General features: G+C 72.4%; 22 protein-coding genes. 9 read left to right on the forward strand and 13 right to left on the reverse strand.

The window, feature by feature from the left end; all coding sequences use genetic code 11:
• Positions 1-23: 23 nt before the first annotated feature.
• The gene (locus FNH09_RS14665) at positions 24-995 is read right to left on the reverse strand and encodes an aldo/keto reductase (protein WP_152887922.1); all 972 of its coding nucleotides are present in this window, start codon (positions 993-995) and stop codon (positions 24-26) included.
• Positions 996-1,158: 163 nt separating this feature from the next.
• Positions 1,159-2,589 carry an argininosuccinate lyase gene (gene argH, locus FNH09_RS14670; protein ID WP_162468591.1) on the reverse strand — a complete coding sequence of 477 codons (1,431 nt, stop codon included), beginning with the start codon at positions 2,587-2,589 and terminating at the stop codon, positions 1,159-1,161.
• Between the two features lie 243 nt (positions 2,590-2,832).
• On the opposite strand from argH, the gene FNH09_RS14675 reads away from it, so the two are divergent.
• Complete coding sequence (locus FNH09_RS14675) at positions 2,833-3,678, forward strand: hypothetical protein (RefSeq protein WP_152887924.1); 846 nt, start codon at positions 2,833-2,835, stop codon at positions 3,676-3,678.
• A 118-nt stretch (positions 3,679-3,796) separates the two neighbouring features.
• Positions 3,797-4,501, forward strand: coding sequence for a L,D-transpeptidase family protein (locus FNH09_RS14680; protein ID WP_152887926.1), 705 nt, complete (start codon positions 3,797-3,799; stop codon positions 4,499-4,501).
• Here the strand turns inward: FNH09_RS14680 and FNH09_RS14685 are convergent.
• Positions 4,488-6,062 (reverse strand): sensor histidine kinase, encoded by a 1,575-nt coding sequence (locus FNH09_RS14685; RefSeq protein ID WP_152887928.1) that lies wholly within the window; start codon positions 6,060-6,062, stop codon positions 4,488-4,490. The genes FNH09_RS14680 and FNH09_RS14685 overlap by 14 nt on opposite strands.
• A gap of 4 nt (positions 6,063-6,066) precedes the next feature.
• Positions 6,067-6,807 carry a response regulator transcription factor gene (locus tag FNH09_RS14690; protein WP_152887930.1) on the reverse strand — a complete coding sequence of 247 codons (741 nt, stop codon included), beginning with the start codon at positions 6,805-6,807 and terminating at the stop codon, positions 6,067-6,069.
• Positions 6,808-6,966: 159 nt separating this feature from the next.
• Here FNH09_RS14690 and FNH09_RS14695 point away from each other — a divergent pair, with 159 nt between their 5' ends.
• From FNH09_RS14695 to FNH09_RS14725, 7 genes are all read left to right on the forward strand, one after another.
• On the forward strand, positions 6,967-8,319 hold the full coding sequence (locus FNH09_RS14695) for a ferredoxin reductase family protein (RefSeq protein WP_152887932.1): 1,353 nt from the start codon (positions 6,967-6,969) through the stop codon (positions 8,317-8,319).
• A gap of 7 nt (positions 8,320-8,326) precedes the next feature.
• Positions 8,327-8,821, forward strand: a complete 495-nt coding sequence (locus tag FNH09_RS14700) for an FMN-binding protein (protein WP_162468592.1) — start codon at positions 8,327-8,329, stop codon at positions 8,819-8,821.
• 59 nt (positions 8,822-8,880) lie between these two features.
• The gene (locus tag FNH09_RS14705; RefSeq protein ID WP_162468593.1) at positions 8,881-10,263 is read left to right on the forward strand and encodes a ferric reductase-like transmembrane domain-containing protein; all 1,383 of its coding nucleotides are present in this window, start codon (positions 8,881-8,883) and stop codon (positions 10,261-10,263) included.
• Positions 10,264-10,282: 19 nt separating this feature from the next.
• Positions 10,283-11,089 carry an FMN-binding protein gene (locus FNH09_RS14710; RefSeq protein WP_202919669.1) on the forward strand — a complete coding sequence of 269 codons (807 nt, stop codon included), beginning with the start codon at positions 10,283-10,285 and terminating at the stop codon, positions 11,087-11,089.
• Between the two features lie 67 nt (positions 11,090-11,156).
• Positions 11,157-11,897, forward strand: coding sequence for an FAD:protein FMN transferase (locus FNH09_RS14715; protein ID WP_152887934.1), 741 nt, complete (start codon positions 11,157-11,159; stop codon positions 11,895-11,897).
• Between the two features lie 128 nt (positions 11,898-12,025).
• Entirely contained in the window at positions 12,026-12,223 is a 198-nt protein-coding gene (locus tag FNH09_RS14720) for a hypothetical protein (RefSeq protein WP_152887936.1), read from the forward strand.
• Between the two features lie 104 nt (positions 12,224-12,327).
• Positions 12,328-14,166, forward strand: coding sequence for an ABC transporter ATP-binding protein (locus tag FNH09_RS14725; protein WP_152887938.1), 1,839 nt, complete (start codon positions 12,328-12,330; stop codon positions 14,164-14,166).
• Between the two features lie 132 nt (positions 14,167-14,298).
• Here the strand turns inward: FNH09_RS14725 and FNH09_RS14730 are convergent, their stop codons facing one another.
• From FNH09_RS14730 to FNH09_RS14770, 9 genes are all read right to left on the reverse strand, one after another.
• Positions 14,299-15,069 carry an anti-sigma factor family protein gene (locus tag FNH09_RS14730; RefSeq protein ID WP_152887940.1) on the reverse strand — a complete coding sequence of 257 codons (771 nt, stop codon included), beginning with the start codon at positions 15,067-15,069 and terminating at the stop codon, positions 14,299-14,301.
• Positions 15,059-15,646 carry a sigma-70 family RNA polymerase sigma factor gene (locus tag FNH09_RS14735; RefSeq protein WP_162468594.1) on the reverse strand — a complete coding sequence of 196 codons (588 nt, stop codon included), beginning with the start codon at positions 15,644-15,646 and terminating at the stop codon, positions 15,059-15,061. The genes FNH09_RS14730 and FNH09_RS14735 overlap by 11 nt, the downstream gene beginning before the upstream one ends.
• Positions 15,647-15,791: 145 nt before the next feature.
• A complete protein-coding gene (locus FNH09_RS14740; RefSeq protein WP_152887942.1) occupies positions 15,792-16,331 on the reverse strand; it encodes an arginine repressor in 540 nt (179 codons plus the stop codon).
• 19 nt (positions 16,332-16,350) lie between these two features.
• Positions 16,351-17,538 carry an acetylornithine transaminase gene (locus FNH09_RS14745; protein WP_152887944.1) on the reverse strand — a complete coding sequence of 396 codons (1,188 nt, stop codon included), beginning with the start codon at positions 17,536-17,538 and terminating at the stop codon, positions 16,351-16,353.
• Positions 17,535-18,440 carry an acetylglutamate kinase gene (gene argB / locus FNH09_RS14750; protein WP_152887946.1) on the reverse strand — a complete coding sequence of 302 codons (906 nt, stop codon included), beginning with the start codon at positions 18,438-18,440 and terminating at the stop codon, positions 17,535-17,537. Before argB ends, FNH09_RS14745 begins: the two co-directional genes overlap by 4 nt.
• Positions 18,437-19,588: a bifunctional glutamate N-acetyltransferase/amino-acid acetyltransferase ArgJ gene (argJ, locus tag FNH09_RS14755; RefSeq protein ID WP_162468595.1), complete on the reverse strand. Its 1,152-nt coding sequence runs from the start codon at positions 19,586-19,588 to the stop codon at positions 18,437-18,439. Before argJ ends, argB begins: the two co-directional genes overlap by 4 nt.
• Entirely contained in the window at positions 19,585-20,613 is a 1,029-nt protein-coding gene (gene argC, locus FNH09_RS14760) for an N-acetyl-gamma-glutamyl-phosphate reductase (protein WP_152887948.1), read from the reverse strand. The genes argJ and argC overlap by 4 nt, the downstream gene beginning before the upstream one ends.
• 45 nt (positions 20,614-20,658) lie before the next feature.
• Positions 20,659-21,165: a GtrA family protein gene (locus FNH09_RS14765; protein WP_152887950.1), complete on the reverse strand. Its 507-nt coding sequence runs from the start codon at positions 21,163-21,165 to the stop codon at positions 20,659-20,661.
• Positions 21,165-22,115, reverse strand: a complete 951-nt coding sequence (locus tag FNH09_RS14770) for a glycosyltransferase family 2 protein (protein ID WP_152887952.1) — start codon at positions 22,113-22,115, stop codon at positions 21,165-21,167. The genes FNH09_RS14765 and FNH09_RS14770 overlap by 1 nt, the downstream gene beginning before the upstream one ends.
• Positions 22,116-22,117 lie beyond the last annotated feature (2 nt).

Consider the following 22,117-nt stretch of genomic DNA (forward strand, 5'->3'; position numbering starts at 1 on the left):
TGGACCGCAACGGTCCGGGTCACTCAGTGCCAGCGCAGCTGCCCGCGCCGCTCCCAGTACGCGTGCGGCTCCTCCACCAGCGTGGCCAGCCGGGCCAGGCGGTCCTCGTCGAGGTCCACGACGGCCGCGTGCAGGTTGGAGGAGAGCTGGCCGACGGTCGCGGCACCGGACAGGACGACCCCGGCCCAGGGCCTGCGCAGCACCAGGGCGAGCGCGACCGCGTCGCAGCCGAGGGAGACCTCGGCCGCGACCTCCTTCAACACCCGCGGCGCATACGGCTCCGCGAGCCGTCCGTTGGCCATGCCCTCCTTGACGATCACCGTGAGTCCGGCGTCGTGCGCCTCGGCGAGGGCCGGGGCGGCCGAGGTCTCCAGGGCGTTGTACGTCGCCTGGACGGTACGGAAGAGGGGTTCGCCCTCGACCGTCACGGCCAGCGCGGCACGGATGGCCTCGGCCTGGTCCGGGCCGCTGGTGGAGAAGCCGACGGTGACACCGCGGGCGGCCGACTCCGCGAGCTTCGCGTGCAGTTCCTTGTCGGTGAGGGCCGGGCTGTCCGGGGTCACCGAGTGGATCTGGTAGAGATCGAACCGGTCGCCGAGCAGCGCGTCGGTCTCGGCGCGCTGCCGCTCGTACGTCGCGAGACTGTGGTCCTTGACCTCGTGCCGCTCGGCCTCGACGGACCAGTCGGCGGTGTACGTGTAGCCCCACTTGCTGCCGACGACGACGTCGTCGGCCTCGGGGTGCGCGGTCAGCCACTCGGCGAGGAACTCCTCCGCGCGGCCGTAGGAGCGGGCGGCGTCGAAGTAGCGCACGCCCTGGGCGTAGGCGGCGTCCAGCAGTTCGTGGGTGCGCTCGCGCAGGGCGTCGACACTGCGCACGGACGGCAGGTCCTGGTCCCGGCCGAGGTTGAGGTAGCCGGGTCGGCCGACGGCGGCGAGGCCGAGGCCGAGGTGGCAGGTGGGCGTCGTGGCGGTGGCGAGGCGGGCGAACGGCATCGCTGGCTCCGGTTCGGTCGGCTCCTTACGGCTGGAACCAAACCTAACCGCCTTCGTGACGGTGAAACGTGAGCAAGCCGGGCGGGTCCACCGGCGCGGTGTCGACACGTGAACCCCCGCCCCTGGCCGAGGCCACGGGGACAGGGGTCCACGCGTCGGACCGTTACCGCTTCCCGGCGTCCGCCCAGGCGTGCTGGGCCGCCACGTCCGCCTGCACCTCGGCGAGCTGGACGGCGACCGCCTCCGGCGCCGTACCGCCGCGGCCGTTGCGGGAGGCCAGGGCACCGGGGACGTTGAGGACCGACCGCACCTCGGGGGTGAGGTGGACGGAGATCTTCGCGAACTGCTCGTCCGTCAGACCGTCGAGCTCCTTGCCCTCGGCCTCGGCGACCTTCACGCACTCGCCGGCCACCTCGTGCGCCACCCGGAACGGCACACCCTGCTTGACCAGCCACTCGGCGATGTCGGTCGCGAGGGAGAAGCCGGCCGGGGCCAGCTCCTCCATCCGCTCGCGGTGGACGGTGAGGGTGGCGATCATGCCGGTGAAGGCCGGCAGCAGGACCTCCAACTGGTCGCAGGAGTCGAAGACCGGCTCCTTGTCCTCCTGGAGGTCGCGGTTGTACGCGAGCGGGAGGGCCTTGAGCGTGGCCATGAGGCCGGTCAGGTTGCCGATCAGACGGCCCGACTTGCCGCGCGCCAGCTCGGCGATGTCGGGGTTCTTCTTCTGCGGCATGATCGACGAACCGGTGGAGAACGCGTCGTGCAGGGTCACGAAGGAGAACTCCTTCGTGTTCCAGATGATGATCTCCTCGGCGATCCGGGAGAGGTTGACCCCGATCATCGCGGTGATGAAGGCGAACTCGGCGGCGAAGTCGCGCGAGGCCGTGCCGTCGATGGAGTTGCCGACGCTGCCGCGCTCGAAGCCGAGGTCCGCGGCGACCGCCTCCGGGTCCAGGCCGAGGCTGCTGCCGGCGAGCGCGCCCGCGCCGTACGGCGACACGGCGGTCCGCTCGTCCCACTGGCGCAGCCGTTCGGCGTCCCGCGACAACGACTGGACGTGGGCGAGCACATGGTGGGCGAAGAGCACCGGCTGGGCGTGCTGGAGGTGGGTGCGGCCGGGCATCGCGACGTCCGGGTGGGCCTCGGCCAGACCGATCAGCGCGTCCTGGAGGTCGGCGATCAGACCGCCGACGATCCGGGCGTGGTCGCGCAGGTACATCCGGAAGAGGGTGGCCACCTGGTCGTTGCGGGACCGGCCCGCGCGCAGCTTGCCGCCGAGGTCGGGGCCGAGTCGCTCCAGCAGACCGCGCTCCAGGGCGGTGTGCACGTCCTCGTCGGCGACCGTGCCGACGAAGGAGCCGTCCGCGACGTCCGCCTCCAGGCGGTCCAGGCCCGCCAGCATCCGGGTCAGTTCGTCGTCCGAGAGGAGCCCGGCCTTGTGCAGCACGCGCGCGTGGGCACGCGAACCCGCGATGTCGTACGGCGCGAGCCGCCAGTCGAAGTGGACGGACGCGGACAGCTTCGCCAGGGCCTCGGCGGGACCGTCGGCGAAACGGCCGCCCCAGAGCCGTACGTCACCGCTGTTGCTGCTCACTCGCGTTGCTCCTCGTAAGTGGTGATGTGCGACCGGCTCCCCGTGCGCCACCTTGCCTGCATGATTATGCGGACCTCTGCATGATTCGTCAATCTCAGGGGGCGGCGGGGGATTCGTGGCGGACTTTTCCCCGACCTTTTCCCCGACCGGTTGAACGCGGGAAAACGCTTTCACGTATCTCTGCCCGAACGCAGGCGCCGCGTTGCCAGACGAAGACACCCCCGAACCGAGTGAGGCCATCGCATGTCCAGGGCACTTCCGAAGTACAACAAGCGCCGTGTCGCGATCATCGGCGGCGCCGCGGCCGTGGCGCTGTCCGGCGCGGTCATCGCCGGTTCCGCCTTGGCCGGCCCGTCGTCCGGCAACGGCGCGACGAACGCCCGGACGCTGGCGGCTCCGGGCACCATCACCTGCCCGGACGTCGCCTCGAAGCTGCCCGCGATCCCGGCCACGGCCAAGGCCGAGGTCGACCGCAACCTCGCCCTGCTCCAGACCCAGATCAACGAGGCCAACACCCGCCTCGTCAACACCGTCGGCCAGGGCGGACCCAACTTCGTCCAGAACGCCATCCTCGGCCCCCTCAAGGACAAGCGCGTCTCCACCATCGACCGCATCGCCATCTCCATCGGCCGCACCGCCGCCAAGCCCCAGGGCCTCGACGCCCTCGCCGCCTGCACCCTCAACGCGGGCGGTGCGGCGGCGGGTACCGGGGCGAACAGCGGTGCCACCGCCGCGGCGACCGCGACCGCCGCCGCGACGGCCGGGGCGAACAACTCCGGCGCGGGCGCGAGCGGCGTCGGCACCATCACCTGCCCGGACGTCGCCTCGAAGCTGCCCGCGATCCCGGCCACGGCCAAGGCCGAGGTCGACCGCAACCTCGCCCTGCTCCAGACCCAAATCAACGAGGCCAACACCCGCCTCGTCAACACCGTCGGCCAGGGCGGACCCAACTTCGTCCAGAACGCCATCCTCGGCCCCCTCAAGGACAAGCGCGTCTCCACCATCGACCGCATCGCCATCTCCATCGGCCGCACCGCCGCCAAGCCCCAGGGCCTCGACGCCCTCGCCGCCTGCACCCTCAACAAGTGAGGTGACGGATGCGCCGTGGCCGCCCCGGGAGAACACCGACCGGGGCGGCCACGGCGTGTCGGGCCCCGGACGGACCACCCCGGCTGCCGCCGCCGGTGCCCCCGTCTAGCTTCTGATCATGCGCCCTGGTGCCGTCGCCGCCTCGCTGGTCTCCCTGTCCTTCCTGCTGCTGGGCGCCGCCGCCCCCGCCGAGGACCCGCCGCTGCCCGCCCGATTGGCCGACACCGGCGGCGGCCGCCAGCTGATCACCGCTCAGGCCCCCGCGGCCGACGCCACGTCGGGCACGCTCACCTGGTGGGACCTGCGCGACGGCCGGTGGGTGCGGGCCGGTTCCGCACCGGCCCGGTTCGGGGCCGGGGGACTGGTGGAGGGCGCCTCGCGCGCCCAGGGCACGAACACGACCCCGACCGGGCTGTACGACCTGCCGTTCGGGTTCGGGATCGAGCCGGCCCCGGCCGGGACCAAGGTCGCCTACCGACCGGTCCGGCAGGACTCCTGGTGGTGCCAGGACAACGACTCCCGGTCCTACAACCGCTTCACCGAGCCCCGCCCGGCCGACTGCCGGGCCGCCGAGTCCGAGCATCTGATCACGTACACGACGCAGTACGCGTACGCGCTCGTCGTCGGCTTCAACTACGCCGCGCCGGTACGCGGGCGCGGCGCCGGGATCTTCCTGCACGTCGACGGGGCCGGGGCGACCGCGGGGTGCGTGTCGGTCCCGGCGGAGGCGATGCGCGCGCTGCTGCGCTGGGCCGACCCGGCGCTGCGCCCGCACATCGCGATCGGTACGCGCGGCGGGGCGACGGCGATCACGCGGTACTGACGTCCGGCGGACGCTGCCGGGGCAGCCGGACCGTGAAGGTCGTCGACCCCGGGCTGCTGGCCAGGTCCACGCTCCCGGCGTGCGCGTCCACCACGGCGGCCACGATCGACAGGCCGAGTCCGGCGCCGCCGCCGGAGGCCTCCGTGCGGCGGCGGTCGGCGCGGGTGAAGCGTTCGAAGACGCCCGGCCGGAGGTCGTCGGGGACGCCGGGGCCGTTGTCGTGGACCGCGAGGACGGCCGCCTCGTCGTCGGCCTCCAGGGTCACCGTGGCCTCGGTGCCCGCGGGGGTGTGCAGCCGCGCGTTGGTCAGCAGGTTGGCCAGCACCTGGTGCAGCCGGTGGGCGTCGCCGGTCACCGTGACCGGGTCCTCCGGGAGCTCCAGGGTCCAGCGGTGGCCGGGGCCGGCCACCCGGGCGTCCGTCACCGCGTCCAGGACCAGGCGGGTGAGGTCGACCGGCAGGCGTTCCAGGGGGCGTCCGGCGTCCAGCCGGGCCAGCAGGAGCAGATCGTCGACCATCTCGCCCATCCGGGACGACTCGGCGGCGATGCGTTCCAGGGCATGGGTGATCTGGGCCGGCACGCGCCCCGGGTGCAGCAGGGCGAGTTCGGCGTGCCCGCGTACCGAGGCCACCGGGGTGCGCAGTTCGTGGCTGGCATCGGCCGCGAAGCTGCGCAGCCGTTCCTCGCTGGCGTGGCGTTTGGTCAGCGCGTCCTCGACATGGCCGAGCATACGGTTGAAGGCGGCGGCGAGCCGGCCCACCTCGCCGCGCGGGTCGGACTCGGGGGCCCGCGGCGGCAGCGCGACCTCGCCGCTGGCCAGCGACAGTTCGGCGACCCGGGTCGCGGTGGCCGCGACCCTGCTCAGCGGGCGCAGCGACCAGCGCACCCAGACGGCGCCGACGACTCCGGTGGCGGCCAGGGCGAGGGCGAAGACGATCCCGGCGACCAGTTCCAGGCGGTGGACGGTGGCCTGGACCGGCTCCAGCGGCAGCCCGGTGATCAGTACGTCGCCGTCGAGGCCCCGGGACGCCATGAGCCGGTAGTCGTCGAGGGCGGAGAGCGCGACCGTGTGGCCCCTGCCGTCGGCCGGGACCGCGGCGAGCCCCTTGCGGTCCTCGGTGGTCAGGGGCACGTCCAGGATGGTGGTGGCCTCACCGGCCGGGACGACGGCCGCGTTGGTGACCGTGCCGCCGACCAGGCGGGCGCCGAAGGTGCCCGTGGCCTGCCGACGGGTGTCGCCGTACTCGTCGCCGTCGTGGTCGTCGCGCAGTCGGCCCGGGTGCTCCAGGCTCGCCGGGAACCGGGTCCCGACGCCGCCGAGCTGCTCGTCGAGGCGGCTGGTGAGGAAGCCGTTCAACCCGACGACGGCGGCCACGCCGACCGCGGCGCAGCTGATCGCCAGCAGCACCACCAGGCCGAGGGTGAGCCGGGCTCGCAGCGTGCGCGGCCTGGGCAGCCGGCACAGCAGCGGGCGCGCGGCCGGGCCCGAGCGCGGACGCGGGCGCAGGCGTCGACGCAGGCTCGGGCGCGGGCGGGATCCGGGGCGCAGTCGCGGTGTCATCGGCTCACCGGGCCACCGGCTTGAGCACGTAACCCGCCCCGCGCACCGTGTGGATCATCGGCTCGCGGCCCGCGTCCACCTTCTTGCGCAGGTAGGAGATGTACAGCTCGACGACATGGGCGCGGCCGCCGAAGTCGTACGACCAGACGCGGTCGAGGATCTGCGCCTTGCTGAGGACGCGCCGCGGGTTGCGCATCAGCAGGCGCAGCAGCTCGAACTCGGTCGGCGACAGCTCGATCAGCTCGCCCGCGCGAGTGACCTCGCGGGCCTCCTCGTCCATCACCAGGTCGCCGACGGTCAGCCGGGGACCGTCCTCCTGCCGACGGGCGATCCCGGCGCGGCGCAGCAGGCCCCGGACCCGGGCGACGACCTCCTCCAGGCTGAAGGGCTTGGTGACGTAGTCGTCGCCGCCCGCGGTGATGCCCGCGATGCGGTCCTCGACGGCGTCCCGGGCTGTGAGGAAGAGCACACAGACGTCGGGCGTCACCTCGTGCAGGGAGCGCAGCACGGCGAAGCCGTCGGTGTCCGGGAGCATCACGTCGAGGACGACGGCGTCGGGCATCAGTTCGCGGGCCTCGGCGAGCGCGGACGCGCCGTCGCCCGCGGTGCGAACCCGCCAGCCCTCGTAGCGCAGCGCGCCCGACAGCACCTCGGCGAGGTCGGGGTCGTCGTCGACGACGAGGACGCGCAGCGGTGTGCCGTCGGGGCGGGTGACGGCCGGGTGGCCGGAGCGGGTGGTGTTCATGGCTCTCACCAGCATCACCCCTCGGGACGGCGTCCCGCGCCCGTGGCCACTGTGAGTTTCCTCTGAGTCCGCCGTGCGAGGCGCCCGCTCAGAGCGATCTCAGAGGTTCGGCCCGCACAGTGGCGGGCGGAACGGACAGCAGGACGGAAGGACGCACATATGACCACCGTGGACGCGCATCGGGCGGCGACCGCCCTGCCACCGGCCGCCCGGCGCTCCCCCGCGGGTCCGGTGCTCGCGCTGCTGTGGGCGGGGGCGTTCGCCGTGCTCGCGCTGTGGTGGTCGGACACCGGCTCCGTGATCGGCGCGGCGGGCTGGCTGACCGGCGCCGGACGGATCGCCGGGCTGCTGTGCGGGTACACGTGCGCGGTGCTGGTGGGCCTGATGGCGCGCGTACCGCTGCTGGAGCGGCGGATCGGCTCGGACCGGGTGGCCCGCTGGCACGCCATGGCGGGCCGGTACACGGTCTGCCTGCTGGTCGCGCACGTCGTGCTGATCCTCGCCGGGTACGCCGCTCAGGACCGCCAGTCGGTCCTGCACGAGACGGTGACCGTGGTCCTGGACTACCCCGACATGCTGAAGGCCACCGCGGCCACCGTGATCCTGTTCGCGGTCGGCATCACCTCGGCCCGCGCCGCGCGCCGCCGGACCAGCTACGAGTTCTGGTACTACGTCCACCTGCTCACCTACGCCGCGGTGTTCCTCGCCTTCGGCCACCAGCTGGCGCTCGGCGACGACTTCAACGGCAACGCGGTCGCCACGGCCGCCTGGTACGTGCTGTACCTCGGCGTCGCGGCCCTGGTCCTCTGGTTCCGGATCCTGGTACCGGTGCGGTTCAACCGGCGCCACCGCATGCGGGTCGAGTCCGTGCAGCGGGAGGCGCCGGGGGTGTACTCGGTCGTGGTGCGCGGCCGGCGGCTGGACGAGACGGGCGCCCGGGCGGGCCAGTTCTTCCGGTGGCGGTTCCTCGGGGAGGGCATGGGCTGGACGTCGACGCCGTACTCCCTGTCCGCGCCGCCCCGCCCGGACCTGATGCGCATCACGGTCAAGGCGCTCGGCGGGCACAGCGCGGCGGTGTCCCTGCTGCGGCCGGGCACCCGGGTGTGGGCGGAGGGACCGTACGGGGCGATGACCGCCGACCGGCGCACCGCCGCCCGGTCGCTGCTGATCGCGGGCGGGGTCGGGATCACCCCGCTGCGGGCGCTGTTCGAGACGCTGCCGGGCGAGGTGACCCTGCTGTACCGGGCGCGCACCGCCGAGGACCTCGCGCTGGGCCAGGAGCTGGAGGCACTGGCGCGCTGGCGGGACGCGAAGGTGCTCTACGCGCTCAACGGCCCCCGCGGGGAGCGCCCCGACCTCTCCGCCGGTGCGCTGCGCTCGGCCGTCACCGATCTGGCCGGGCACGACGTGTACCTGTGCGGTCCGCACTCCTTCGCCCAGGACGTGTACCGGGAGCTGCGCGCCGCCGGTGTGCCGGACCGTCGTATCCACCACGAGTCGTTCGAACTGTGAGGCCGTCGTGCACCCGTTGAAGAAGAACCGTCCCCTGCGCCGGATCGTGCTGTCCGGAGCCGCCACCGTCTGCGGAACGGTCCTGCTGCTGTCGTTGAAGCCGCACACGAGCACGGCCGTGGCGGTGGCCCCGCCCGCCGCCTCCGCCGGATCGGGCTCCTCCGGTTCCTCCGGTTCGTCCGGTTCCTCCGGCTCCGGTTCCTCCGGGTCGACCGGTTCCTCCGGCACGCGGACCGTCACCGGGGAGACCGTCCAGACCCGTTGGGGTCCCGTCCAGGTGCGGATCACCCTCGAGGACGGCAGGCTGACCGAGGTCACCGCGGTCACCTACCCGCAGGAGAACCCGCGGGACCAGGAGATCAACAGTTACGCCGTCCCCCAGCTGCGACGGGAGGCGCTGGCGGCACAGAGCGCGGACATCGACACCGTCTCGGGAGCGACGTACACCAGCGACGGCTACCGCCAGTCACTCCAGTCCGCACTCGACTCAGCGAAAAGCTGAACACTCGGGAGACTCGGCGCGTATGTGTGGGCCAAGGGTCAAGTCCCCACGGAGGAACCGTGACCACCACGCTCGCGGGCGGCCGTGCCGCCCGACGCCAGACGATGCGCCGCATCCGTCCGCGCCGCTCCCCTGCCGTCCCCCTGCTGCTCGCCGTATGGGCGGGCGCGATGGGGGTGCTGTGGCTGTGGTGGCACAACACACCGTCGATCGCCGACAACAACAGCAAGATCCTCAACGCGGGCCGGATCACCGGTCTGCTGGCCGGATACCTGATGGCGCTCGTCGTCCTTCAGATGGCCCGGGTCCCCGCGCTGGAGCGGCGGGTGGGCTCCGACCGGGTGGCCCGCTGGCACGCGATGAGCGGCCGCTACACGCTCTCCCTGGTCATCGCGCACGTCTTCCTCACGATGTGGGGTTACGCGCTCCAGGGCGGCAGGACGCTGGGTGACATCGTCCAGCAGACGATCGACTCCATCAACCAGCTCCCGGACATGGGCAAGGCCGCCATCGGCACGGGCCTGCTGGTCGTCATCGGGCTGGTGTCGGTCGGCGGCATCCGCAAGCTGATGCCGTACGACACCTGGTACCACATCCACCTGATGACGTACGCGGCCGTGTTCCTGACGTTCTGGCACCAGATCACCACCGGCAACGACTTCGCCGTGGAGCCGGTCGCCAAGACCGTCTGGTACGTGCTGTACGGCTCGGTCACCGCGCTGGTGCTCTGGTACCGCATCCTCACCCCGATCCGGCTGAACCTGCGGCACCGGATGCGGGTCGAGGCGGTCATCGAGGAGACGCCCGGCATCGTGTCGGTGCTGATCGGCGGCAAGAAGCTGCACCGGATGGGCGCGGAGGCGGGACACTTCTTCCGCTGGCGGTTCCTGGCCCCGGGCATGCGCTTCAGCTCGCATCCGTACTCGCTGTCGGCGGCCCCGCGCCCGGACATGCTGCGGATCACCGTCAAGGCGATCGGCGACCACAGCGCCGCGCTGCGCAAGCTTCAGCCCGGCACCCGGGTGTGGGCCGAGGGCCCGTACGGGGCGATGACCGCCTCCCGGCGCAGCCAGGGCAAGGTGCTGCTGGTCGCGGGCGGGGTCGGTATCACCCCGATGCGGGCGCTGTTCGAGACGCTGCCCGGCGCGGCCGGCGACATCACCCTGCTCTACCGCGCCAACACCACCCAGGACCTGGCGCTGTGGGACGAGCTGTCCAAGATCGCCGCCGAGCGTGGCGCACGGCTGATGTACGCGGTCAACAGCCCCGAGGGCGAGCGCCCCGACATCTCCGCCGAGACCCTGCGCCGCAAGATCGGGGACATCGAGCGCCACGACGTCTTCATGTGCGGGCCGCCCGGCTTCGCCCAGCAGGTGTACGAGGCACTGCGCGGCGCGGGGGTCCCCGCCCGGCGCATCCATCACGAGTCGTTCGAGATGTGAGCGACGGGAGCCAGGAGCGATGAAGAAGAGCCACCCCCTGCGGCGTATCGTGCTCGCGACCGCCGCCACCGTGTCCGGAATCGTGCTGCTGCTGTCGCTGAAGCCGACGACCGACCCGAACGCCGCGCAGGCCGCCGGCGCGATCCCGCAGCAGACGGCCGGGGCACAGGAGTCGGCCCAGGGCGGCGCCGCGGCGGCCGGGTCCGGCACGGTCACCGGACGCGTGGCCCAGACCCAGTACGGTCCCGTCCAGGTGCGCCTGACCATGAGCGGCGGCAAGGTCACCAAGGCGGAGGCGGTACAGGCGCCCAGCGGCGGCACCAGCACCCAGAAGACCGAGCTGGCCGTGCCGAAGCTCAACCAGGAGGCGGTCGCCGCGCAGAGCGCGGACATCGACGCCGTCTCCGGCGCCACGTACACCAGCGCCGGCTACAAGCAGTCCCTCCAGTCCGCGCTGGACCAGGCGAAGGCCGCGGGCGGCTCCGCCACGGGGAGCAGCACCGGCGGCGGGAGCGGCAACGGCGGCGGCAAGGCCTCGGCCCCGGCCGCGCAGGCCCGTACCGTCTCCGGCAGTGTGGCGCAGACCCAGTACGGCCCGGTCCAGGTCCGGATCACGGTCAGCGGCGGCAAGATCACCAAGGCGGAGGCGGTGCAGGCGCCCAGCGGCGGCACCAGCAGCCAGAAGACCGCCCTGGCCGTGCCGAAGCTCAACCAGGAGGCGGTGGCGGCCGGCAGCGCCGACATCGACGCGGTGTCGGGGGCGACCTACACCAGCACCGGCTACAAGCAGTCCCTCCAGTCCGCCCTCGACCAGGTCGGCGGCTGAGCCGGTGGCCGATTCGGAGACCGGTTCCGCGCAGGATCCCGCCCCGGTACGACACGCGGAGGAGGTCATGGGAACCGTCTTCTCGTTCGACGTACGGGGCGGGGAGCCCGGCGCCGTGCGGGCCGCGCTGGACGCGGCCGTCGCCGAACTGCACCGGGCCGACGACGTGTTCAGCACGTACCGCGAGAACAGCGAGCTGTCCCGGCTGGCCCGGGGCGAGCTGTCCGTCGAGGAGTGCGCTCCCGAGGTGGCCGAGGTGCTGGAGCTGGGCGCGCGGGCGGAACGGCTGAGCGAGGGCTGGTTCAGCACCACGTACCAGGGGCGTCTGGACCCGACCGGGATCGTCAAGGGCTGGGCGGCCGAGCGGGCCGCCCAGCGGCTGGCGGCCACCCCCGGGGTGACCGGGGTGAGTGTGAACGGTGGCGGTGACGTCCAGCTGTCGGGCGCCCCGGGACCGCAACGGCCGTGGCGCGTGGGGGTGTCCGACCCGCTTCGGCCGGGCGGCCTCGCGGCGGTGATCTCGGCTGCCGGGACGGACCGGCTGGCGGTGGCCACCTCCGGTACGGCCGAGCGGGGCGCGCACATCGTGGATCCGCGCACCGGGCGTTCGGCGGTGACCGACCTGGTGGCCGTGACCGTGGTCGGCCCCTCGCTGACCTGGGCCGACTGCTGGGCCACGGCCGCCTTCGCGATGGGCTCGCGGCAGGCGTTGGCCTGGCTGGAGGAGCTGCCGGAGGTGGAGGCGCTGCTGATCACGGCCGGCGACGAGGTGCGGTGCACCGGGGGGCTCGGGGCCCGGCTGGGCTGAACACCGCCCAGGTCCCGCTCCCGCTCCCGGTCCCGCCCGACGGCTGTTTCCGGGCTTTTGCCCTGAAACGCCATCTCCTGCCGGTTCTGGAACGTATCTCCTGTGCAGCGAGTTCCAGGAGGAACGTCATGTCCATCTTCCGCAATCTCATCCCCGCCGTGCGCCGTGACGACGGCGACCACGGCTCGTACGGTGACGAGGGCTTCAGGCACGAACACGGCCACGACCACGGCGACTTCGACGACCACGGTCACCACCACGGCCACGGCTTCGACCACGACCACGAACACGGTCATGGCCACGGTCACGGCCACGGCGGCTACTGACCGCGGGCCGCGTACGAGGACCGGACGGACCGGGACCCCAGGGCCCCGGTCCGCCGGGTGACTCCCCCGCGGGACTCTCGCCGGGCCCGAGCAGGACCCCCGTCATGGCGCATGTCTCACGACTTCGACGGCTCGTGTCGGTGGCCGAGCCCTCCGACGTGGTGGCGGCCGCGCCCCCGGTGCCGCCGCTCGCGGTGTTCCGGCGGTTCTGGCCCTACACCCGCGGCGGACGGCGCTGGTTCGTTCCCGTCGCGCTCTTCACCCTGATCGGCCCCGGCCTCGACGCCGCCGAGCTCTGGCTTTTCAAGATCCTGGTGGACGACGTGCTCGTCCCCCGTGACATCGGACCGCTGCGGTGGATCGCGCCGACGTACCTGGGACTCGTCGTCGGCTCCGGCGTGCTCGGGTTCGCCGACGACATGACGTCCACCTGGGTCGGCGAACACTTCCTGCTGACCCTGCGCTCCGATGTGTTCCGGCACGTCCAGGGACTGTCGCTCGGCTTCTTCGAACGCCGTCGGCTCGGGGACGTGCTGTCGCGCCTGACCGGCGACGTCGACGCGGTGGAGACCTTCCTGCTGTCGGGGGTGACGGACGCCCTCTCCTACGTGGTGCGCCTGGGCGTCTTCCTCGGCCTGCTGCTCGCCCTCCAGTGGGAGCTGACCCTGCTCGCCCTCGTCCTCGTCCCGCTGTTCTGGGCCGCGGCCCGGCACTTCTCCGGGCTCGTCAAGGACGCGTCCCGGGAGCGCAGGCTGCGCAGCGGCTCGATCGGCGCGGTCGCCGAGGAGGCGCTGGGCAATGTCGCCCTGGTGCAGGCGTACAACCGGCAGGACCGGGAGCAGCGCCGGTTCGAGCGGGAGAACACCGGCCGGCTCCGGGCCGCGATGGCCTCGGCGCGGATCCACGCCGTCTACGCGCCCGTCGTCGAGCTCATCGAGGTGTGCGGCGTCCTCGCGGTCCTGGCACTGGGCACCTGGAAGCTGTCCCAGGGGCAGCTCACGCTGGGCGGTCTGCTGGTCTTCCTGGCGCTGATCGGCAAGCTCTACGGCCCGGTCCGCGGTCTGTCCCGGCTCGGCACCGCCTTCTACGCGGCGTCCGCCTCGGCGGAACGGATCATCGAACTGCTCGACCAGCGGCCGCAGGTGGTCGAGCCGGCGGCCGCCCGGCGGCTCGGCCGCGCGCGGGGCGAGGTGGAGTTCGACGGCGTCTCCTTCCGCTATCCCGGCACGTCGTCCTGGGCGCTGTCGGAGGTGTCGTTCCACGTGGCGCCCGGCGAGACGCTGGCGCTGGTCGGGGCCAGCGGGGCCGGGAAGTCGACGGCCGCCGGGCTCCTGCTGCGCTTCTACGACCCCGACCGGGGCAGCGTCCGCCTCGACGGGACGGATCTGCGCGAGCTGTGCCTGGCCGACGTGCGGGACAGCGTCGCGGTGGTCCTCCAGGAGACGCTCGTCCTGCACGGCACCGTACGGGAGAACATCGCCTACGGGCGGCCGGAGGCGACCGAGGCGGAGATCGTCGCGGCGGCCCGCGCCGCCGACGCGCACGAGTTCGTCGAGGCGCTGCCGCAGGGCTACGACACCCCGGTCGGCCGGCACGGCCGCGCGCTCTCGGGCGGGCAGTGCCAACGTCTCGCCGTCGCCCGCGCGATGATCAGGGACGCGCCGGTGCTGCTCCTCGACGAGCCGACCACGGGCCTCGACATGAGCTCGGGCCTACGGATCATGGACCCGTTGCGTCGGCTCATGGCGGGACGGACGACCGTCGTGATCTCCCACAATCTGCTGACCGTCCGGGACGCCACCCGCATCGTGGTGCTCGACCACGGCCGGGTCGTGGAGAGCGGCACCCATGCCGGTCTGCTCGCCCGCGACGGCCCGTACGCCCGGCTGCACCGGCTCAACGCCCTGACCGGTTCCGCGCCGCCGGGGGCGGTGCTGTCGTGACCGTCCCGCCCCCGGCCGACGGCGGCAGCGCGGTCCCGGCGGAGGCGGGTGGCCCAGGGGCCTGCGGCGCGTACGGCGCGTACTGCGGGTACTGCGGGTACTGCGCGTACGACACCTGCCCTGTCCCGGAGGTCAGGTCTTCGGGCCGCCGGTGAAGTGGCCGGTGGCAAGGACCGTGCCGTCGGGTGCGGTCAGCCGGGCCCCGGTCAGTGTCGTGGCGTCGACGGGGGCGGCCGTACCCCATTCGCCGTATCCGTTCCGCAGGGCGAAGGTGCCCACCCGGACCGTGCTGCCGTCCGAGCGTTCCAGGGTGCAGCGGACCTGCCCGGAGTAGGGGGTGCCGGCGTCGGCGAGATCGACGGACATGTAGATCCAGCCGGGCTCGCCGGGGTGGGCGTAGAGGTCGCCGGCCGGGCGGGCGGGGGCCGAGGCCGAGGTCAGGGAGCCGGTCAGCAGGCGCGACCCGGCCGTCACGGACGAGGACGCGGGCGGGGAGGCCGTGACGTTCTCGACGGCGGTGCCGACCGCCCACCCCAGGACCCCGAACGCGACGGCGAACGCGGCCACGGCGGACGCGGTCCGCAGCCGGGCGGCCCGCAGTCGGCCCCGGACCGGACCGCGGGCGGGGCCGACGGTCCGCGGGTGCGGGTCGCCCTCGTGCGCCGTCGCGTCCTTCTCCAGCGCACGCATCACCCGGGTCTCGAAGCCGGGCGGCGGCTCGTGTCCCGGCAGCAGGCCGATCAGGCCGTCGCCGACCAGGGTCATGTGCCCGACGTACTCCCGGCAGGCGGCGCACCGGTCCAGATGCGCGACGGCCTCCGCCCGTTCCCGGCCGGGCAGTACGCCCAGGGCCAGCTCGGCGCCTATCTCCCGCAGCCTCTCGCAGGTCACGTCATTGGACATGGTCCCCTCGATTCGGCGCCGCGAGGGTGCCGCGCAGCTTGCCCATCGCGGTCCTGATCCGGGTCTTGGCGGTGCCCAGCGGAATCTGCTCCCGGTCGGCGACCTGCCGGGCCGTCATGCCGTAGACACCGGCCATCACCAGGGCACGGCCCTGTTCCCGGGGCAGCCGGGCCACGGCGGCCCGCAGCCGGGACGAGGCCTCGTCGGCCAGCGCCCACTGCTCGGGGGTCTCGGTCACGGCGTCGAGGAGCGCGTCCAGGTCCTCGGGCGCCACCGGTTCGGCGCGCCGGGCGCGGACGGCGTCGATGGCGAGGTTGTGCGCGATCGTCGTCAGCCAGGTGGTGACCGAGCCCCGGCGGGAGTCGTAGATCTGCGCGTGCCGCCACGCACGCTCGAAGGTCTGCTGGGCGATGTCCTCGGCCAGCTGGGGGTCCCCGGTGACGGCGATCGCGACACCGAAGACCGTGCGCTGGAACCTCCGTACGAAGGTCACGGCCAGTTCCGGGTCACCGGTGGCCAGCCCGGCGAGCAGAGCCTCGTCCGGGAGACGGCCCACGGGGAACCGGAAACTCGGCACACCCTTGTATACGGTCCGCCTCCGGCAGGAGATTGCCCGGCCGTCGCGGAAGATCACCCTTCCATTCTGCTCCGGTCCTCCCGGCGCCACGATCCGTCGGCGGCCGGCCGCGGCTCGGCGGAGACCGGCCGGCCGCCCGGCCGAATCAGTGGCCGTTCTGCGCCAGCCGCAGCAGATGGTCGGCCAGCGCCTGCCCGCCGGTCGGGTTCCGGCTGATCAGCATCAAGGTGTCGTCGCCGGCGATGGTGCCCAGGATGTCGTGCAGTTCCGCCTGGTCGATCGCCGAGGCCAGGAACTGCGCCGCCCCCGGCGGGGTGCGCAGGACCACGAGGTTGGCGGAGGCCTCCGCGGAGATCAGCAGCTCCTGGGAGAGGCGCCGCATGCGCTCCTCCTTAGCCGACTCCCCCAGCGGGGCGCGCGGGGTGCGGAAGCCGCCCTCGCTGGGAACCGCGTAGATCAGGTCGCCGTCGTTGTTGCGGATCTTCACCGCGTTCAGCTCGTCCAGGTCCCGGGAGAGCGTCGCCTGCGTGACGGTCAGCCCGTCGTCGGCGAGGAGCTTCGCCAACTGGCTCTGGGAGCGCACCGGTTGCCGGTTGAGGATGTCCACGATCCGGCGATGGCGTGCGGTGCGGGTCTGCGGTACGGCCGGCCCCCCGGTCTGGTCGTGGTCCTGCGCCTGGCTCATCGTCGTCTCATTCCCCGGATCATCCGTCCCCCTTGGCCACATCCAGGATGCCGGGCATCGCCCTGAGCAGCGCGTCCACGTCGTCGTCGCCGAGGTTCAGCGCCGGCATCAGCCGTACGACATCGGGTGCGGGCGCGTTCACGAGGAGACCGGCGTCCTGGGCCGCCTGCTGCACCTGCTGCGCGAGCGGCTCGGTGAGCACGATACCCAGCAGGAGTCCGGCGCCCCTGACGTGGTCGATCAACGGGTGGCCGAGCGACTCGATCCCGGCCCGCAGCCGCTCGCTCTGGTTCTTGACGTTCTGGAGGAGACCGTCCGCGGCGATGGTGTCGAGGACGGCGAGTCCGGCCGCGCAGGCGACGGGGTTGCCGCCGAAGGTCGTGCCGTGCTGGCCGGGGTGCAGCAGTTCGGCGGCGCGTCCGAAGGCGACGGTCGCGCCGAGCGGCAGGCCGCCGCCGAGGCCCTTGGCGAGGGTGACGACGTCGGGCAGCACACCTTCGTGGGCCTGGTACTCGAACCAGTGCCCGGTGCGGCCGATGCCGGTCTGCACCTCGTCGAGGACGAGCAGCGCGCCGGTGGCGGCGGTGATCGCCCGGGCGGCCTTCAGATAGCCCGCAGGCGGGACGACGACACCGTTCTCGCCCTGGATGGGCTCGATGATCACCAGCGCGGTCTCCTCGGTCACCGCGGCGGCCAGCGCCTGTGCGTCGCCGTAGGGCACGTGGGTGACGTCGCCGGGCAGCGGCAGGAACGGCTCCTGCTTGCCGGGCTGGCCGGTGAGGGCGAGCGCGCCCATCGTGCGGCCGTGGAAGCCGCCCCGGGTGGCGACCATGTGGGTGCGCCCGGTCAGCCGGCCGATCTTGAAGGCGCCCTCGTTGGCCTCGGCGCCGGAGTTGCAGAAGAAGACGCGGCCGTCCCGGCCGAAGTGCTGGAGCAGCCGCTCGGCCAGGGCGACGGGCGGTTCGGCGACGAAGAGGTTGGAGACATGGCCGAGGGAGGCGATCTGCCTGCTGACGGCCTCGACGACCGCGGGGTGGGCGTGGCCGAGCGCGTTGACCGCGATACCGCCGACGAAGTCGACGTACTCCTTGCCGTCGGCGTCCCAGACCCGGGTGCCCGCGCCGCGTACGAGGGGCAGCCGCGGGGTGCCGTAGTTGTTCATGAGCGCGCCCTGCCACCGCTGCGTGAGGTCCTCGTTGGCGGTCATGCGTTCTCCCCCTCCTCGTCCGGCACGACCATCGTGCCGATGCCTTCGTCCGTGAAGATCTCCAGCAGGATCGAGTGCTGGACCCGGCCGTCGATGACGCGGGCGGTGTTCACGCCGTTGCGTACGGCGTGCAGGCAGCCCTCCATCTTCGGCACCATGCCGGACGACAGCTCCGGCAGCAGCTTCTCCAGCTGGGCGGCGGTGAGGCGGCTGATCACCTCGTCGCTGTTGGGCCAGTCCTCGTACAGTCCCTCGACGTCGGTGAGGACCATGAGGGTCTCGGCCCCCAGTGCAGCAGCGAGTGCCGCAGCCGCCGTATCAGCATTGACGTTGTAGACATGTCCGTCGTCCTGGCTCCGGGCGATCGAGGAGACGACCGGGATGCGGCCGTCGGCGAGGAGTGCCTCGATGGCGCCCGTGTCGATCGCGGTGATCTCGCCCACCCGCCCGATGTCGACCGACTCGCCGTCGATCTCGGGCCGGTGCTTGGTGGCGGTGATGGTGTGCGCGTCCTCGCCGGTGAGGCCGACGGCGAGCGGGCCGTGCTGGTTGAGCAGCCCGACCAGCTCGCGCTGGACCTGCCCGGCCAGCACCATGCGTACGACGTCCATGGCGTCCTCGGTGGTGACCCGCAGGCCCGCCTTGAACTCGCTGACGATGCCGTGCCGGTCGAGGGCCGCGCTGATCTGCGGGCCGCCGCCGTGCACGACGACCGGCTTGAGGCCGGCGTGGTGCAGGAACACGATGTCCTGCGCGAACGCGGCCTTCAGCTGCTCGTCGATCATGGCGTTGCCGCCGAACTTGACGACGACGGTCTTGCCGTTGTGCCGGGTCAGCCAGGGCAGCGCCTCGATGAGGATCTCGGCCTTGGGCAGGGCGGTGTGCTTGCGTGTGGTGCTCATGAGCTGTACGCGCTGTTCTCGTGGACGTAGTCCGCGGTGAGGTCGTTGGTCCAGATGGTGGCGGTCTCGGAGCCGGCCGCGAGGTCGGCGACGATGTGCACCTCGCGGTAGCGCATGTCGACCTTGGCGCGGTCCTCGCCGACGCCGCCGTCCTTGCACACCCACACGCCGTTGATGGCGACGTTCAGCCGGTCGGGCTCGAAGGCGGCGGAGGTGGTGCCGATGGCGGACAGCACGCGTCCCCAGTTGGGGTCCTCGCCGTGGATGGCGCACTTGAGGAGGTTGTTGCGGGCGATGGAGCGACCCACCTCGACGGCGTCCTCCTCGGTCGCGGCGTTGACCACCTCGACCTTGATGTCCTTGCTGGCGCCCTCGGCGTCCCGGATGAGCTGCTGGCCGAGGTCGTCGCAGACGGCCCGTACCGCCTCGGCGAACTCCGCGTACTCGGGGGTGACGCCGGAGGCGCCGGAGGCGAGCAGCAGCACGGTGTCGTTGGTGGACATGCAGCCGTCGGAGTCGACCCGGTCGAAGGTCGTACGGGTCGCGGCGCGCAGGGCCCGGTCCAGTACGTCGCTGTCGAGGTCGGCGTCGGTGGTCAGGACGACGAGCATGGTGGCCAGGCCGGGGGCGAGCATGCCCGCGCCCTTCGCCATGCCGCCGACGGTCCAGCCGTCCCGGGTGGCCACCGAAGTCTTGTGGACGGTGTCGGTGGTCTTGATGGCGATGGCGGCCTTCTCGCCGCCGTGCTCGCCGAGGGCGGCGGCCGCGGTCTCGATCCCCGGCAGCAGCTTGTCCATGGGCAGCAGGACGCCGATGAGTCCGGTCGAGGCTACGGCGACCTCGGCGGCGTTGTGGCCGAGGACGTCCGCGACCTTCTCGGCGGTGGCGTGGGTGTCCTGGAAGCCCTTCGGCCCGGTGCAGGCGTTGGCGCCGCCGGAGTTGAGGACGACCGCGGTGACCGAGCCGCCCTTGAGGACCTGCTCGGACCACAGCACCGGCGCGGCCTTCACGCGGTTGGAGGTGAAGACACCGGCGGCGGCGCGGCGGGGCCCCTCGTTGACCACGAGGGCCAGGTCGGGGTTGCCGTTCTCCTTGATCCCGGCGGCGATGCCCGCCGCCGTGAATCCCTTGGCTGCCGTGACACTCACGGTGCGACTCCGATCGTGGAAAGCCCGGTGGTCTCGTCGAGTCCCAGGGCGATGTTCATGCTCTGGAGGGCACCGCCCGCGGTGCCCTTGGTCAGGTTGTCGATGGCGCTGATCGCGATGATGCGGCCCGCTGCCTCGTCGTACGCGACCTGCACCTGAACGGCGTTGGAACCGTAGACGGACGCCGTGGCGGGCCAGCGGCCCTCGGGGAGCAGGTGGACGAAGGGCTCGTCGGCGAAGGCCTTCGTGTAGGCGGCGCGCACCGCCTCGGCGGTGACGCCGGGCCGGGCCTTGGCGCTGCACGTGGCGAGGATGCCGCGGGGCATCGGCGCGAGGGTCGGGGTGAAGGAGACGGTGACCGGCTCGCCCGCCGCCGCGGCCAGGTTCTGCATCATCTCGGGGGTGTGCCGGTGGCCGCCGCCGACGCCGTAGGGCGCCATCGAGCCCATCACCTCGCTGCCCAGCAGGTGCGCCTTGGGCGCCTTGCCCGCGCCGGAGGTGCCGGAGGCGGCGACGACCACGGCCTCGGGCTCGGCCAGTGCGGCGGCGTACGCGGGGAACAGCGCGAGGGTGACGGCGGTCGGGTAGCAACCGGGCACCGCGATGCGCTTGGACCCCTCCAGCGCGGCGCGGGCACCCGGAAGTTCGGGGAGGCCGTAGGGCCAGGTCCCGGCGTGTGCGGAGCCGTAGAACCGCTCCCAGTCGGCCGCGTCCTTGAGCCGGAAGTCGGCGCCCATGTCGACCACGAGGACGTCCGGGCCGAGCTGTTCGGCGACGGCGGCGGACTGTCCGTGCGGCAGGGCGAGGAAGACGACGTCGTGTCCGGCGAGCGTCTCGGGCGTGGTCGGGGCCAGGACCCGGTCGGCCAGCGGCAGCAGGTGCGGCTGGAGCGCGCCGAGCCGCTCGCCCGCGTTGGTGTTGCCGGTCAGGGCGCCGATCTCGATCCCGGGGTGCGCGAGGAGGAGGCGCAGGACCTCTCCGCCCGCATATCCGCTCGCTCCGGCCACCGCTGCTCGTACCGCCATGTCACCCTCCTCCTGGATGGCATGACTATACGTATCGCTGCACGTTTATGCAATCTCCTGGACGGCCTCCCTGCCGGTGTCCCGGACGGCACCCGCCGCGGGATCCGTGACGGCAGGCCCCTCGGGATCCCGGTCGGCATCCTTCCCGGACTCCCGGGCGGCAGGCCGCGCGGGCGACATGACCCAGCGGGAGACCACGAACGTCACCGGGACCGCCGCCAGGGACGCGGCGAGCGGGGCGAAACGGCTCCCCTGGTGCAGGACGTCGACGATCACGTACACGCCCGTCGTGGTGATCAGGAAATTGGCCGCATTCGTCAGCGGGAACAGCAGGAATTTCCGCCAGGTCGGCCGGGTCCGATAGGTGAAGCGCGCATTCAGAAAGAAAGAACCAGTCATGCTCAGTAAAAATGCAAACACATGAGCGGCCAGATAGGGCAAGAAGATGAGAAACAGAAGGTAAAAACCGTAGTACGTGGCCGTGTTGATCACACCGATCACGGCGAAGGTGACGAGCTGCCGGCGCACGGGGCGCGGTCTCTTGCCGGGCATCACGGAATCAGGTCCTCCACTCGTCGCACGTTGGTCGCCTTCACCAGGAAGTGCGGGCGCCGCTTCGCCTCGTAGTAGATCCGGCCCGTGTACTCCCCGATGACCCCCAGCATGGTCATCTGGACCCCGGAGAGCGCCGTGACGGCGGTGATGACCGTGACATAGCCGGGCGTCTGCACGCCGTTGACCAGCGCGGCACCCACGATCCACGCCGTGTACAGGCCCGCGCACAGCAGCAGCGCCATGCCGAGGTAGAGCGCGGCCCGCAGCGGACGGTTGTTGAACGACAGCAGTCCGTCGATCCCGTAGTTGAGCAGGCCCCGCAGGCTCCACGAGCTGCGGCCGTGCTCGCGCACCGCGTTCTCGTACTCGAAGGTGGTGGCGGCGAAGCCCACCCAGGCGAACAGGCCCTTGGAGAAGCGGTTGTACTCGCTGAGCGACAGGACCGCGTCCACCACCCGGCGGGACAGCAGCCGGAAGTCACCGGCCCCGTCCACGAGCTCGACGTCGACGAGCCGGTTGACGAACCGGTAGTACAGCCGGGCGGTGACGGTGCGCAGCACCTTGTCGCCGCTCCTGGTGCGCTTGGCGATGACCTGGTCGAAGCCCTGTTCGCGCAGGTCCACCATGCGGGTGATCAGTTCGGGCGGATGCTGGAGATCCGAGTCCATGACGACCACGCAGTCCCCCGAGGCGTGGTGCAGACCGGCCAGCAGCGCCGCCTCCTTGCCGAAGTTCCGGCTGAAGGAGACGTACCGCACGCGGGAGTCCTGGGCCGCCAGGCGCATCAGGACCGCCAGCGTACGGTCGCGGCTGCCGTCGTCGACGTACACGAACTCCATGTCGTGCCCGCGTGGCAGGAGCTCCTCCGCGACCCGCTGGACGTGGTCGTGGAAGCGCTCGATGACGTCTTCCTCGTTGTAGCAGGGTGCGACGATCGAGATGAGCATGG

Source organism: Streptomyces adustus, from assembly GCF_009377175.1.
GTDB lineage: Bacteria > Actinomycetota > Actinomycetes > Streptomycetales > Streptomycetaceae > Streptomyces > Streptomyces adustus.

Excerpts from the sequence above, each read along its gene's own strand:
- argB (WP_152887946.1), bottom strand. The coding sequence starts at position 18,440 with ATGAGCACCACACGCAAGCACACCGCCCTGCCCAAGGCCGAGATCCTC.
- FNH09_RS14715 (WP_152887934.1), top strand. The coding sequence starts at position 11,157 with ATGGGAACCGTCTTCTCGTTCGACGTACGGGGCGGGGAGCCCGGCGCC.
- FNH09_RS14685 (WP_152887928.1), bottom strand. The coding sequence starts at position 6,062 with ATGACACCGCGACTGCGCCCCGGATCCCGCCCGCGCCCGAGCCTGCGT.
- FNH09_RS14680 (WP_152887926.1), top strand. The coding sequence starts at position 3,797 with ATGCGCCCTGGTGCCGTCGCCGCCTCGCTGGTCTCCCTGTCCTTCCTG.
- FNH09_RS14765 (WP_152887950.1), bottom strand. The coding sequence starts at position 21,165 with ATGCCCGGCAAGAGACCGCGCCCCGTGCGCCGGCAGCTCGTCACCTTC.
- FNH09_RS14675 (WP_152887924.1), top strand. The coding sequence starts at position 2,833 with ATGTCCAGGGCACTTCCGAAGTACAACAAGCGCCGTGTCGCGATCATC.
- FNH09_RS14710 (WP_202919669.1), top strand. The coding sequence starts at position 10,283 with ATGAAGAAGAGCCACCCCCTGCGGCGTATCGTGCTCGCGACCGCCGCC.
- FNH09_RS14695 (WP_152887932.1), top strand. The coding sequence starts at position 6,967 with ATGACCACCGTGGACGCGCATCGGGCGGCGACCGCCCTGCCACCGGCC.
- FNH09_RS14720 (WP_152887936.1), top strand. The coding sequence starts at position 12,026 with ATGTCCATCTTCCGCAATCTCATCCCCGCCGTGCGCCGTGACGACGGC.
- FNH09_RS14690 (WP_152887930.1), bottom strand. The coding sequence starts at position 6,807 with ATGAACACCACCCGCTCCGGCCACCCGGCCGTCACCCGCCCCGACGGC.
- FNH09_RS14665 (WP_152887922.1), bottom strand. The coding sequence starts at position 995 with ATGCCGTTCGCCCGCCTCGCCACCGCCACGACGCCCACCTGCCACCTC.
- FNH09_RS14745 (WP_152887944.1), bottom strand. The coding sequence starts at position 17,538 with ATGACCGCCAACGAGGACCTCACGCAGCGGTGGCAGGGCGCGCTCATG.
- argC (WP_152887948.1), bottom strand. The coding sequence starts at position 20,613 with ATGGCGGTACGAGCAGCGGTGGCCGGAGCGAGCGGATATGCGGGCGGA.
- FNH09_RS14740 (WP_152887942.1), bottom strand. The coding sequence starts at position 16,331 with ATGAGCCAGGCGCAGGACCACGACCAGACCGGGGGGCCGGCCGTACCG.
- FNH09_RS14725 (WP_152887938.1), top strand. The coding sequence starts at position 12,328 with ATGGCGCATGTCTCACGACTTCGACGGCTCGTGTCGGTGGCCGAGCCC.
- FNH09_RS14770 (WP_152887952.1), bottom strand. The coding sequence starts at position 22,115 with ATGCTCATCTCGATCGTCGCACCCTGCTACAACGAGGAAGACGTCATC.
- FNH09_RS14730 (WP_152887940.1), bottom strand. The coding sequence starts at position 15,069 with ATGTCCAATGACGTGACCTGCGAGAGGCTGCGGGAGATAGGCGCCGAG.